The organism is Serratia bockelmannii (assembly GCF_051803255.1).
Classification (GTDB): Bacteria; Pseudomonadota; Gammaproteobacteria; order Enterobacterales; family Enterobacteriaceae; genus Serratia; species Serratia bockelmannii.
Map to the genome: position 1 here is coordinate 1,629,471 of NZ_CP196512.1, position 14,040 is coordinate 1,643,510.

8 protein-coding genes and 1 pseudogene are annotated in these 14,040 nt (G+C 50.1%); 8 read left to right on the forward strand and 1 reads right to left on the reverse strand.

Annotated features, from left to right (window positions below):
- Positions 1-572: 572 nt before the first annotated feature.
- The 4 genes from ACSJLU_RS07855 to ACSJLU_RS07870 all read left to right on the forward strand — a co-directional run bounded on the left by ACSJLU_RS07855 (position 573) and on the right by ACSJLU_RS07870 (position 8,507).
- The gene (locus ACSJLU_RS07855) at positions 573-3,581 is read left to right on the forward strand and encodes a beta strand repeat-containing protein (RefSeq protein WP_197835330.1); all 3,009 of its coding nucleotides are present in this window, start codon (positions 573-575) and stop codon (positions 3,579-3,581) included.
- Between the two features lie 390 nt (positions 3,582-3,971).
- Positions 3,972-5,744: a type I secretion system permease/ATPase gene (locus ACSJLU_RS07860; RefSeq protein WP_025302175.1), complete on the forward strand. Its 1,773-nt coding sequence runs from the start codon at positions 3,972-3,974 to the stop codon at positions 5,742-5,744.
- 52 nt (positions 5,745-5,796) lie between these two features.
- Positions 5,797-7,128: an HlyD family type I secretion periplasmic adaptor subunit gene (locus tag ACSJLU_RS07865; protein WP_380825938.1), complete on the forward strand. Its 1,332-nt coding sequence runs from the start codon at positions 5,797-5,799 to the stop codon at positions 7,126-7,128.
- 2 nt (positions 7,129-7,130) lie between these two features.
- Complete coding sequence (locus tag ACSJLU_RS07870; protein WP_380825939.1) at positions 7,131-8,507, forward strand: TolC family outer membrane protein; 1,377 nt, start codon at positions 7,131-7,133, stop codon at positions 8,505-8,507.
- Positions 8,508-8,527: 20 nt separating this feature from the next.
- Here the strand turns inward: ACSJLU_RS07870 and ACSJLU_RS07875 are convergent.
- Positions 8,528-9,644 (reverse strand): annotated as a pseudogene (locus ACSJLU_RS07875) (IS3 family transposase).
- A 495-nt stretch (positions 9,645-10,139) separates the two neighbouring features.
- Here ACSJLU_RS07875 and galE point away from each other — a divergent pair.
- From galE to ACSJLU_RS07895, 4 genes are all read left to right on the forward strand, one after another.
- Positions 10,140-11,159 carry a UDP-glucose 4-epimerase GalE gene (gene galE / locus ACSJLU_RS07880; RefSeq protein ID WP_197837521.1) on the forward strand — a complete coding sequence of 340 codons (1,020 nt, stop codon included), beginning with the start codon at positions 10,140-10,142 and terminating at the stop codon, positions 11,157-11,159.
- Positions 11,160-11,530: 371 nt separating this feature from the next.
- Positions 11,531-12,064: a dTDP-4-dehydrorhamnose 3,5-epimerase gene (gene rfbC / locus ACSJLU_RS07885; RefSeq protein ID WP_141969905.1), complete on the forward strand. Its 534-nt coding sequence runs from the start codon at positions 11,531-11,533 to the stop codon at positions 12,062-12,064.
- Entirely contained in the window at positions 12,064-12,924 is an 861-nt protein-coding gene (rfbD, locus tag ACSJLU_RS07890; RefSeq protein WP_049205861.1) for a dTDP-4-dehydrorhamnose reductase, read from the forward strand. The genes rfbC and rfbD overlap by 1 nt, the downstream gene beginning before the upstream one ends.
- 166 nt (positions 12,925-13,090) lie before the next feature.
- Entirely contained in the window at positions 13,091-13,933 is an 843-nt protein-coding gene (locus ACSJLU_RS07895) for a glycosyltransferase (RefSeq protein ID WP_072269816.1), read from the forward strand.
- Positions 13,934-14,040 lie beyond the last annotated feature (107 nt).

Here is a 14,040-nt window from a genome sequence, read left to right on the forward strand (position 1 = left end):
CCTGCTATTCGATATGATGAATTTTATTCATTTTTCCTCTTTAAGTTTTTATTCGCTATCTCTTTATCTGTAACTTTTAGAGTTGTTTAATTTATAAAAATAAACCTTTCTCCACTTGGTAAGGTTTCTTGGGGGGAGGCGGTCCATCCCTTCTGATGGATTGTAGCTCTTTGTATTTTCAATTGGTTACGAAGTTTGTACTGCTATCTTAAGAGTAGAGGGGGGCTGATGCTCTGTTGATATTTGGATATGCTCTATATTCTACGCGTGGTTTTGCATTAATAAAACTTTTATGTTGAGATGATAATTGTTCGCGCCCTAATGTTAACTGATTTTATTTATAGTTTTTGTTATTTATTTAACTTCTTGTTTTTATTATTGTTTACCTGGTTTGTAATAAAATTCCTATTCCCTTGACAGCTTCGTGTTTTTGAACTTTTCTTTATATGCGAAGTAAGGGGGTTTTCGCACGCTATTCAATTATGCGGTAACAATTTATCGCTAACGCTAGGTTTTAAATCAGGTTTTGATTTTGCCTAGCTAAAACCATTTTATTTTTTAAGGATACGATTATGGCTTCTCTAGTGTACCAGAAAGAGGCGGCAGCGCTTCTTTTAGCTGTGCTTGGACAAAATGCATCGCCAAGCGTGTTTGACACTGTTGGTAATCAAATAGAGAAAGGGCAAACTACCGCCCAGGCATACATCTCCAGTCTGTTATCCTCCAGTGCTGGACAGGCACTCTATGCATCAAAAACAGACGTTGAAATTTTACAGAGTATCTACACAGCGGCCTATGGCAGCTCACCGACAACAGCGCAGCTGCAGGCGATTCTCGCGGGGAGCACCTTGAACGATGCAATATCAGACGCCGTTAATTCTTTGCTGAATTACAGTGGTTTTGATAGCGGCACGCTTGCGTCTCAGAGTAACTTCGATGTGCAACTCAATAACGTGCTATTCCCGGGCACCAGTGCCGCTGGTTCTGGTCCTGGTGTGTCGGATGCATTGGCACTCTATTATCTGGCTGGCATCGATCCTGTCACCAGTACTGTTATTACACTGGCTACACAGATAAATACTTCCACGCAATCCTTCTCACAAGTAGCCAATAAATTTGTTACCGATCGAGCAGCGCTCAATTCGTTATCAAACACAGATTTCATCAATAAGGTGTTTAATGAAGCCTACGAACGCGCTCCAAGCAACAGTGAGTTCTCCACTCTGAGTGCAATTCTCAGCGGGGGAGGGACTAAAGGTGATGTGTTGGTCACTATCATTACTGGATTGCGTGGCTCAGTGGGCTCCGGTGATACTGGGGCGCAGCAATTCTTCTTGAATGAGACACAGCCCGATAGTGCTGGTCAATTGGCCGGGTTGGCTGCTCGTGAGCAGGTTGCCTCAATCTACTTGGCTGTGCCCCAGCGTGACGTTGATGCACAAGGCTTGGATGACTGGAGTAATTATCTGGGCAAACATGGAAACACCTTTACTTCATTGACTACAAAATTGCTGACCTCGGTTGAGTTCCAGAAGAAAGGGGCTCAATTGACCGGCACGGATTTCATTCAACATGTCTACACTGGGGTACACGGTGTCGCTGCGACAGCCGCACAGCTTTTGGCGTATAGCTCGCTTGGGACGGATAAGGCACTGATTACTCAGGCCATTATCAACGACCTGCGCAACTCAACGGCCACTGACGCCACGACTGTAACCCAGCAGCATGGCTTTGAATACGACATCGGTACCAGCCTACTGTACAAAACCGCTGCGTCTCTGACGGCAACAGCCGCCGGCGGTAACGCAACCGGCACCGTCAACACCGGCACATCGCATCAAATCAGCAACGCCGAAACAGCGGTACTGACGAATGTTCAACTGAACGCCAATGCCGCTAGCATCGTGAACCTGAAGTTCGCCGACCATCTGGCGAATCTGACCATCAACGGCACCAGCGCAGCAACGGTCAACTTGTCTGACAATGGTGTTAATCCAGGTGTAGATATCACCGTGAATAACGGCAACGTCATCCTGAACGCCAGTTCGGGTGCGGATGACGTAGTTGTCACATCGGCGGCAAACATTGCTACCGGTACCGCACAGTTCAACCTCGGCGCCGGCAACGACAGCCTGCACTGGGTGGGCAACGGGGTTTCCGGTGGGGCGAACACTGTCGCGAACACGGTTAAGGCTGATGGTGGTGCGGGTACGGACTCCATCTCCGCCAACTTCATCACCAAAACTGTAGTAACCAACCAAAACGCCCTGGGCGTTCGCACCAGTACCGTGACCAGCAACGCCAACAACTTCTCGAACTTTGAGAAAATTGACCTGACCGGCTATATCGGCAAGTCCGTCGGTACGCTGATTACGACTCCGCTAATCGGTTCACCGACCACCACCAGCGTCACAACGCCGACCCACACCTTTGACTTTGGCCTGACCAACGGCACATCTACGGTGGAAGGCACCACGGGCGGCACGGTTACGCAGAACGCGGCGGCCACCAACCTGGGCTCACAAGGTTTCGTGATCTCCGGTCTGGCTAACGTCAACGTCATTAACGCCGCCGGCGGCAACGCCGCGCAGTTGGAAGTGAAAGGGGACGCGACTTCCGCCAGTACGCTGAACTTCACCTTCGTGCAGAACGCCACCGATCATTTCAATATCAACTTTGATGCGGTGAGTTCTTCCAATGTGAATGCCGGCGCCATTACCCTTAACAGCAGCAGCAGCGCCTTGTTGGGCACCGCTCTGACCACGGTGAACGTGGCCTCAGGCGGTACCGGCAGCTTTGACAACATTCTGTCACTGGCCGGCACCAATGCGCAGGTTCAGACCATCAACGTGACCGGTGATCACGCGCTGGATCTGACGCTGGGCAGCGGTTTCAGCAACGTGCGTGATATCAATGCGTCCACCAACACCGGGGGGCTGAATCTCGACTCCAGCCATGGCGGTACCGGTGACGGTATCATCGTTCAATTGCTGAACATTCTGCCGCTGAGCGTCATTACCACCAACCTGTTGGCACCGGTATTGACGGCGTTGGGCCTGAACGGTTACCAGATGACCGTAGAAGGCTCCAGTGCTGCCGATACCCTGGGCGTGATTGGCAACACCACGCTGACCGGTGGCGCAGGTGCCAACACCTATGACATCAAGGCGAGTAACACGCAGGCGGGTGTGACCATCAAGGACTTTAATAGCCTCAAGGACTCGATTGTCGACGTGAACCATGGTGGCCTGACTATTTCCGATGACGCCAGCGGCACTGCGGTAGCGAACTACGGTACGCGCTCTGCCGACACGTTGGATGCGTTGTTGGGGACACTGGTGGGCGGTTTGACCAACGGCGTTATCGGCCTGTTGGGTGGTATCTTGGGTCTGGATAGCAGCAACTCGCTGACGGCGAAAGTGGGTGTGGCATCCGTTGTATTCAGCGGTGGCGGTAACACTGCAAGCTCGTATGTAATTATCGACAACAACGATAACCACACGCTGGACCTCAACGATACCGTGGTATACCTGACAGGGCAAAACCACCAGCAATTGGTGGATACTCTGCACTACGCGTAAGTATGAATTCCAGTGGGTTATAATGCCCATTGAAACTGTTAGTCAATCAATAATACGGGGTGTGTAAACACCCCGTATTCTTTGAAAATTGTGAACTACGTCATTATCTCTAATTTATTCCCTTTCGTACTAAACTCGCGTTGCCCTGTCTACTATTTACCTCACTGTTTTCATTTGTTTTTTTCTGTAGTTCGTGAGGCGATTTTTTTTGCTTACGGCCTTGCTGATATCCGCTTTCTCTACCTATAGTTAGAAAAAGTATCTGCAGTCTCGAGCATGTCTGGGGTGGGGGTTCTTTAGGATTTATTTTATTTTTCCCTTTTTAGGATTTTCCTTATAAGAGTCCAATGCGGATTTTGACTGACAGTGCACATGATGTAAGGGCAGAAAGTGAATCAATTTATACCGCGCAATGAAATTGCGGATGTTATACGGACTCGCAGTAAGGTTTTTTGGACCGTTGGCATATTTACCGCATTTATTAATTTATTAATGCTAGTTCCTTCTATCTATATGCTCCAGGTTTACGACCGGGTGCTTCCTTCGCGTAATGAAATCACGCTGTTGATGCTGACGCTGATCATGCTGGGCATGTTCGGCATGATGTCGCTGTTGGAATACGTGCGCAGCATGGTGGTGATCCGTATCGGCAGTCAGCTGGATATGCGTCTCAACACGCGAGTCTACACTGCGGCCTACGAGGCGAATCTGAAAAACGGTTCTTCTGACGCCGGCCAGATGCTGAGCGACTTGACCAATCTGCGCCAATTCCTCACCGGCAGCGCGCTGTTCGCCTTCTTTGATGCACCGTGGTTTCCGATCTATCTGTTGGTGATATTTCTCTTTAACCCTTGGTTGGGGCTGTTCGCCCTGGTCGGTGCACTGTTGTTGATCGCATTGGCGGTGATCAACGAAATGGTGTCGAAAAAGCCGCTGGCGGAAGCCAGCAAGCTGTCGATTATGTCCGGTACGTTGGCCAGCACCAATCTGCGAAATGCCGAAGTGATCGAGGCTTTAGGGATGTTGCCTAACCTGAAACGCCGGTGGTTCGGTCTGCACCAGCGATTCTTGAACAGTCAACGCATCGCCAGCGAACGCGCATCGCGGGTCACGTCGATCACCAAGTTTGTGCGCATGTCGCTGCAATCACTGGTGTTGGGGCTGGGGGGGTGGCTGGCTATCGATGGGCACATCACGCCCGGTATGATGATTGCCGGCTCCATTCTGATGGGGCGAACGCTGGCGCCGATTGAGCAGGTTATTAACGTCTGGAAGAGCTACAGCGCGGCGAAGCTTTCTTATGGCCGGTTGGTCAAGCTGCTGGAAACGCACCCGCAACGTGGTACCGGTATGTCCTTGCCGCGTCCGGAAGGGGTGCTTGCCGTAGAAGGCGTCACCGCCACGCCGCCGGGATCCAAAGGCGATGCGGTATTGCATAACGTGAGTTTTGCCATTCAGCCTGGTGACGTGCTGGGGATCATTGGCCCGAGCGCGTCGGGGAAATCGACGCTGGCTCGTTTGCTGGTCGGCATTTGGCCGGTCAGTGAAGGGATTGTTCGGTTGGATAATGCTGACATCTATCAGTGGAACAAGGATGAGTTGGGGCCGTATATCGGCTATCTGCCGCAGGACATTGAGCTGTTTGCCGGGACTATCGCCGAGAATATCGCTCGCTTTAACGAGATCGACTCAGAGAAGGTCATTGAAGCCGCTAAGTTGGCCGGTGTGCACGAACTGATCCTGCGTTTCCCGAACGGCTACGATTCGGTGCTCGGCAACGGTGGCGCTGGGCTGTCCGGTGGGCAGAAACAGCGTATCGGCCTGGCGCGCGCACTGTACGGCGACCCTTCGCTGGTGGTTTTGGATGAGCCTAACTCCAATCTGGATGATGCGGGCGAGAAAGCGTTGAACCAGGCCATTATGTTCCTCAAGCAACGTAATAAAACGGTGGTTCTGATTACCCATCGCACCAATTTGCTGTCGATGACCAGCAAGCTGTTGCTCTTGGTGAATGGCAACGTCAACGCGTTCGGCCCGACTCAACAAGTGCTTCAGGCGTTAGCCAATGCGCAAAAAGCGCAGACGCAACAGCCTCAGCAAGCGGTGAGGGCGGTAAATTCTGAGCCAGATGAAGGCAATATCCCAAAAACGCAAATTAATTAAGCCGTGAATTGCCTGATGGCTTTATTGCCGTCCGCAGTTTAAAGGAGTTGGTATGTCGACGCACATTGGCGAGCCGCAAGACTCGTATATTGAAGAGATCCCACAGGATGAACGGCGGTTTACCCGGATGGGCTGGCTGGTCGTGGGAATTGGTCTGTTCGGATTTTTGGCTTGGGCAGCGTTTGCGCCCCTGGATAAAGGGGTGGCATCACCGGGATCGGTAACCGTTTCCGGCAACCGCAAAACGGTGCAGGCTCCGGCCAGCGGCATCATCAAAAATATCGCGGTGAAAGAGGGCGACAAGGTGAAAGCCGGTGAAGTCCTGGTGCAGTTGAGCCAGGTGCAGGCACAGGCGCAGGTCGATTCCCTGCGCGACCAGTACTACACCACGCTGGCCACCGAAGGGCGTTTACTCGCCGAACGCGATGGTCTGAGTAGCGTCACTTTTTCTCCCATTTTTACCCAGATCAAGGATCAGCCGCGTGTGGCTGAAATTATCGCGTTGCAAACGCAGCTGTTCGCTTCCCGCCGCCAGGGGCTGCAAAGTGAAATTGACGGTTATAAGCAGTCGATGGACGGGATTCGTTTCCAATTGAAAGGCCTACAGGATTCACGCGTCAACAAGCAGATCCAACTTTCCAGCCTGCGTGAACAGATGAACAGCATGAAGCAGCTGGCTGCGGACGGCTACCTGCCACGCAATCGCTATCTGGAAGTTCAGCGTCAGTTCGCCGAAGTGAATAGCAGCATCGATGAAACTGTCGGGCGGATTGGCCAATTGCAAAAGCAGCTGCAAGAATCTCAGCAGCGTATCGATCAACGTTTCGCCGACTATCAACGCGAGGTCAGAACGCAACTGGCACAAACCCAAATGGACGCCAGTGAGTTTCGCAATAAGCTGCAAATGGCCGATTTCGATCTGGGCAACACCGCCATCACCTCACCGGTGGACGGCACCGTGGTCGGATTGAATATCTTCACTCAGGGGGGCGTCGTGGGAGCGGGTGACCACCTGATGGACGTTGTACCCAGCCAGGCGACGCTGGTGGTGGATTCTCGCCTGAAAGTCGACCTGATCGATAAGGTGTACAACGGGTTGCCGGTGGATCTGATGTTTACCGCCTTCAACCAAAACAAAACCCCGAAAATTCCGGGAACGGTCACGTTGGTTTCCGCCGACCGTCTGGTCGACAAAGCCAACGGTGAGCCTTACTACCAGATGCAGGTTACGGTCTCACCGGAGGGCATGAAGATGCTCAGTGGCGAGGACATCAAGCCGGGGATGCCGGTAGAGGTGTTCGTGAAAACGGGGGCGCGCTCACTGCTGAGTTATCTGTTTAAACCTATTTTGGATCGCGCTCATACTTCATTAACCGAGGAATAATTTTGATTCAATCAAAACGACAGGCTGCCGGTCTGGTTATCGGCACCCTTTTGTTTGCGATATCTGCGCCGGTTTATTCGATAGGGATTTTAGACGCATATTCGCTGGCATTAGAAAAGGACCCGACCTTCCGGGCGGCTATAAAAGAGAAAGAAGCGGGAGATGAGAACGAAAACATCGGCAGGGCGGGGCTGCTGCCGAAAGTGTCGTTGAACTATCAGAATTCGCCGCGCAATTGGCAGACGCAAAAATATCCGCAGAGCGACTTTTTTGGCAATGTTTCGGAGGTCACCCGGCGGCAACAATATCGCAGTTATTCCAGTTCGATCACGCTGACGCAGCCGCTGTTCGATTATGAAGCGTACGCGCGTTACAAAGCCGGCGTAGCGCAGACGATGATGTCGGACGAGCGCTATCGCAGTAAGTTGCTGGATCTTGCTGTTAGGGTGATTAACGCCTATGTCGAAGTGGCCTATTCCAAGGATCAAATCGCGTTGGCCGAAGCGCAAAAGGCGGCTTACAAGGAACAGTTGACCTTGAACGATCGCCTGATGAGCGCCGGTGAAGGCACCATTACCGACGTATCAGAAACCCAGGCGCGCTACAGCCTGGCCGAAGCGCAGGTAATCGAAGCGCGCGATGCGCTGGACGCCGCGCAGCGCGAATTGGAAGTGATTATCGGCATACCGCTGAACCAACTGGATGAATTGCAGGTTTTGCGGCCGGGCAAGTTTAAGGTGGCGCCGCTGATCCCGTCCAAATTTGAAGAGTGGCAAAAGATCGCGCTGGAGAACAACCCGGTGCTAGCCGCCTCGCGTCATGGCGTGGATGCCGCTAAGTATGACGTCGAAAGGAATCGGGCGGGCTTTATGCCGCAGGTTCAGCTGTATGCTTCGCATTCGGAAAACGATTCCAGCAGCGATAACACGGTTAACCAGAAATACCGTACCGACAGTATCGGCCTGCAGGTCAGTATGCCTATTTATTCCGGCGGCGGCGTTTCGGCGTCGACCCGGCAGGCGGCGGCGCGCTATGGCCAGGCGATGTATGAAATGGATGCGCAGACGGGCACCACGCTCAACGATCTGCGCAAGCAGTACAATCTGTGCATCAGCAGCCGCGCCAAGGTGGCGGCCTATGAGCTGGCGGTACAGTCTGCCACCACACAGGTGACGGCGACCCGGCAAAGCGTGCTGGCCGGGCAACGTGTCAACGTTGACGTGCTCAACGCCGAACAGCAGCTCTATAGCGCTCAGCGCGATCTGGCCTCCGCCAAGTACGCCTACATCAAGTCCTGGATTACCTTGCTGAGCGACTCAGGGACGTTGGACGAGAAGGATGTGCTGCGCGTGGCGCAGTATTTTGCCCGCAGTCGTTAGCAATATATTCACTATGATGACTAGTCCTGATATAGGTTGACACTTTTCAGCCAGATAGCGCCCGATGAACCTCATCGGGCGTTTTGTATTTTCTCGACAGGTGCGGCCGCCGTGTGTTGTAGAGGGCCACCGACTCCCTGACCATCTTTCTTGCCTGCGCGATATCTTCTGTCTTGCCGAGCAGGTATTCCCTGTCCGAGTGATGCACCAACGGCAACGCCGTGCGTCTGCCGGCCAGTGCCATTTTGAACGCGCAGGCGACATGCCGGGTATGCAGACTGTCATGCACGTGATATCCCACGATTTTTCTCGACCAGGCATCCGTTACCAGGCTGACATACGCCGTCCCCGTTCTCAGCGGCAGGTAGGTGATATCCGCCACCCATACCTGTTCCGGACGGCTGGCTATTACTTGATTGTCTCCCGCTTTTAGCAGGTTGGGATGGCGATAAAAACGATGATGGCTGTGCGTCGTCTTGTGATATGCCCGTTTAGGCATCACCAGTAACCGCGCGCAGCGCAGGATACTGAACAACCGGTCACGGCCCACATGCAACGCCGGTTCGGGGTGTTGCCGCAACAGGTGATGCAGCTTACGTGTCCCCAGTCGGGGTTGGTGCAAGCGGATGGCCGTCACCTGTTCGACGAGATGCCGGGCCTGCTCCTCTTTGCCTGCTTCACGCTGCAGGGACTGATACCACGCTTGTCGGCTGATGCCCATCCATCGGCAGGCCCGCGTTACTGTGAGTCCCGGTACTTGTGTTTGCGCGATAAGGCGGTTAGCTGCTTTTTTGTCAGCGTGGCGCCAAAGTCGGTGTTCATCACTTTGACGACAGCTTCGAAGAACTGGGCTTTGACTTCAGATTCAGCCAGTTGCTGCTCAAGTTCTTTAATACGCTGTTCGGGCGTCAGGGGGAGTTTGGGCATGTTGTCTCCGCACGTTCTGGTGGAAGGAGAAGTTCGCCAGTCAAGTTGACCGTATTTGCGCAGCCAGTTCATGACAGTCTGGCTGCCTTGGATACCGTAGCGATCTTGCGCCTGGCGGTATGTCATCTCGCCTTTTTCGACCTGTTCGACGACAGCCAGTTTAAAGGATAGAGAGTAATCGCGTTGTGTGCGTTTAATATACTGGTTCATCACATTTTCCTCTGTGCGTGAGTAAAATGTGTCAACGCTATTCAGGACGGGTCATGAGCATTAGTCTGAAAGAGTAGTACTATGCTGCTCTTTTTGGCGTTAATACGTTATGTTATCGGCTGGTGGTTCCTTTCATTCTTTCGCTGGTCTGTTCTATTTTCATACATAATCTTGTTAAGAGGCGCGTGGCGAGAGATAGCAGATATTGTTAGCAAAAACGTAACAATTGGCTGAAATTGACTTAGGTTGATGAACCCGGTTATTCAGGCTACATCAGCATGTTGTGCGCAAAAGGGAATATTCTGGGGCTGTCTAAGACAGCTCTTTTCGTTTGTAAGTTTTCAAAGCCAATCGTACCAAGGGAACTCTGGGGACATATGGATGGTCAATTATGATCGAAAAGGCGTGCGTGAGTGCAAGCTTCGTTTAAAATCAATTGATTGCTTAAAGAAGACAGTTCATCTTGAGCGCCAGGGGCGCGAGTAAGGAGTTTTTATGGCGGTTTTAGTCACCGGTGGGGCCGGTTATATCGGTTCTCACACTGTTCTGGCTTTGTTGGAACATGGCGAAGATGTCGTAGTGTTAGATAATTTATCGAACTCTTCCGATGAGTCTCTGCGTCGCGTTGAGAAACTCGCGGGCAGAAGTGCTCAATTCTACCAAGGCGATATCTTGGATGCTGAGTGTCTGCACCGTATCTTCGAGGCTCACGCCATTTCGGCCGTGATCCATTTTGCTGGGCTAAAGGCTGTCGGAGAGTCGACGCGCAAGCCGCTAGAGTATTATCAGAACAATGTCACTGGCACGTTGGTATTGTTGGAGGAAATGCGTCGTGCGGGTGTGCATAAGTTTATCTTCAGTTCTTCTGCCACGGTGTACGGTACTCCAGAGCAAGTTCCTTTGACTGAGACGTCACGCGTTGGCGGTACGACGAATCCTTACGGCACGTCGAAGTTGATGGTAGAACAAATCCTGCAAGATTTCGCTAAAGCCGAACCGCAATTCTCCATTACCGCCTTACGTTACTTCAACCCGGTCGGTGCGCACGAATCTGGCATGATCGGTGAAGATCCAAATGGTATTCCTAACAATCTGATGCCTTATATTGCTCAGGTGGCAATCGGAAAACTGGAGAAACTGTCAATTTTTGGTGACGACTATCCGACACAGGATGGCACGGGTGTCAGAGATTACATTCATGTCATGGATTTGGCTGAAGGTCATCTCAAGGCGATTGAACACATCGATGATCACCAAGGTTTTACGGTCTATAATCTGGGGACTGGGGTAGGGTATTCGGTGTTGGAGATGCTCCATGCTTTTGAAAAGGCTTCAGGTCGCAATGTAGCTTACCAAATTGTACCACGTCGAGAGGGCGACATTGCAGAATGCTGGTCCGCTCCAGAATTGGCGTTCAAAGAATTGGGATGGAAGGCTACCCGTGATTTGGATGCGATGATGCGTGATGCGTGGAATTGGCAGAAGAACAATCCTCGGGGTTATCGTCCCGGTTGATAGCGAAGTTCGTTAATGACAAAATATGGCATAATGTAAATTAATTGTAACCAACGAGGGCTCGATTGACCATTTCTATGTTGGTTGCAATTAAAATATCTTTAATAACAATGAGATATCATGATTCATCCTTCAATGAGCCACATAAATTTTGACTATTTTTTGTGGATGAGTGTCGGATATTTTGATTAATTGTGCTAATCTCCGATACCTTCGTCTACGGTGCGTTCATTGAGCTATCCAAAATTTATTCTCGTTTAGTTTCTGTTCGAAAACTGGGCGAGTGGGTAGTGATAGACTGCTGGGGATGCATGTTCAGGCGGCCATCCTTTGGGCCTCTGAGGTGAGCGTATTAGTTAGCAGGTTACCTAATGAAAGTGATTGAGACACCAGTCGCAGGTGTGAAGTTGATTGAGCCGAAAGTGTTCGGTGATCATCGTGGTTTTTTCGTCGAAACGTTTCAAAAAAACCGCTATCAAGAAATGTTAGATATTGATGTGGATTTTGTTCAGGACAACCATTCGCGTTCTTCTAAAGGAGTATTGCGTGGTTTGCATTTCCAGCGAATCAAACCCCAAGGCAAGCTAGTCCGAGTTGTACGTGGGGAGGTCTATGATGTTGTAGTGGATATCAGGGTCGATTCGCCGACGTACAAAAAATGGGTTGGTGTTCACTTGTCGGAAGATAACCACCACCAACTTTGGGTTCCGCCAGGTCTCGCACATGGTTTCTTAGTGATTTCAGACATTGCTGATTTCGAATACAAGTGCACAGAGTACTATGATCCTGCTAGCGAAGCATGCTTGCTTTGGAATGATCCTGAAATTGGCATTGATTGGCCAGTCGATGAGCCATTGCTATCGCCAAAGGATCTACAAGGTAAATTACTTAGAGAGCTTTTTTAATGCGTGTACTTTTGACAGGTTCTATGGGGCAACTGGGACGCTGTTTCAGCGATAGGTTTCCTACCGATTGGAGCCTGCTAGCACTGGACAGCAAGCAACTTGACATCTGTGATTCTGATGCAATTGAGCAAGCGGTGACGGAATTTGAGCCCGATGTTATCGTAAACGCCGCCGCTTATACTGCTGTTGATAAGGCTGAATCTGAACCAGATGTAGCTAAAGCAATCAATACCTACGGGCCTGGCTACCTGGCAGCAGCTGCTGCTGCACGAAATATTCCTTTTGTACACGTATCAACCGACTATGTTTTTGATGGCCGTTCGGAAGAACCCTACTGCGAAGATGCTCCCTGCTCGCCACAAAACATTTATGGTAAAACCAAGCTTGAAGGTGAGATTGCTGCGCTGAAGGCTAATCCAAAAACTATTGTAATAAGAACGGCTTGGGTGTTTAGCGAGTACGGCAATAATTTTGTTAAAACGATGTTGCGCGTCGGGTCACAAAGGGGTGAACTTGGCGTGGTAAGCGATCAGCAAGGCTGCCCGACTTATGCCGGTGATATCGCTGATGCCATAATCTCCATGCTGCAAGAACCAGGTGAATACGGTGTCTATCACTTTTGTGGTGATTCAATGGTTTCTTGGTATGAGTTTGCGCAGATAATTTTCCAACAGGCTACTGAAAGTGGGCTATACCCACATCAGGTCATCGTGAATCCGATTACTACGCAAGAGTATCCTACACCTGCGTCCCGGCCTGTATACTCTGTTCTTAACACTGATAAGATCTGCGCGTTGAATCTTAAACCTAGCGCTTGGCGCCAGCAGTTACATGCTGTGATTCGCAAACTGTTGCAGTAGGTGGATCTTGGTTTGCATGGAATAAAAGGGGATAATTTTATCCCCTTTGATGTTTTTGTTTATTGGTGACGGTTTGCGTTCCAATAGACGAGTGATAATACATCAGCCATCACACTCTTGTAACTGATTGTTTTTAAATGATTATTGGTTAGGAACTTCATACGGCATGTTTTCAAAACAAAAACAATACCAAATTGTTGCTTCAATCGTATTGTATAACCATAGCTATGCCCAACTAGAAGACACGTTACTTTCTTTGCTTAGCGAAAAATGTGTTCAAAAAATAGTTTTGGTTGATAACGGTGGTTCTGAATGGGCTGCAAAACTAGATAATCATCGCATTAGTTATATTTGTGCGGAAGCCAATAACGGTTTTGGCTACGGCCATAATCTGGCAATGAAGCGTTATCTGAATGAATGTGAATATTTTTTGATTTGTAACCCAGATATCAGTTTTACCTCGGGGGCGCTCGAGAGTCTCTACAATTTTGCGCGGAACCAAAAACACCGCTTTGTTTCTCCTCGCATTCAATATAGCGATGGGCGATTCCAATACAGTTGCCGCTTACTGCCTACACCTGCCAATTTGTTTCTTCGGCGCTTTTTCCCTAAATGGGGAGCTAAGCTGGATGCCACTTATGAAATCCAGCGTGCTGATTACACTAAATCCTTCGCAGTTCCTTCAGTTTCTGGTTGTTTTATGCTGGTTGAATCCACGTTGTTAGCGAACTTGGGAGGATTTGATGAACGGTATTTTATGTATTTAGAAGATGTGGATTTGTGCCGCCGGGCTTTGTCAATGAGCGATATTGTCTACTTCCCTGGTGCTACTATCATCCATGTTTTTGGTAAAGGTTCTTATAAAAACCTTAATTTATTCATTTATCACATGAAATCAGTTGTCTTATATTTCAATAAATGGGGATGGTGGCACGATCCACAGAGATCCAAGGTGAATACTACCTGTTTGAAGACTATTCCCATGACTTCTCCTGAAATCAAGCGGTAACATGATTGAAGATGATGTCTATGTTTTATGAGTTCAATTACATCTAAGGTATTGATTATGTTTGTTATGACTGGATGCAATTTCGAAGCGCAAAATGTTGGTATGGC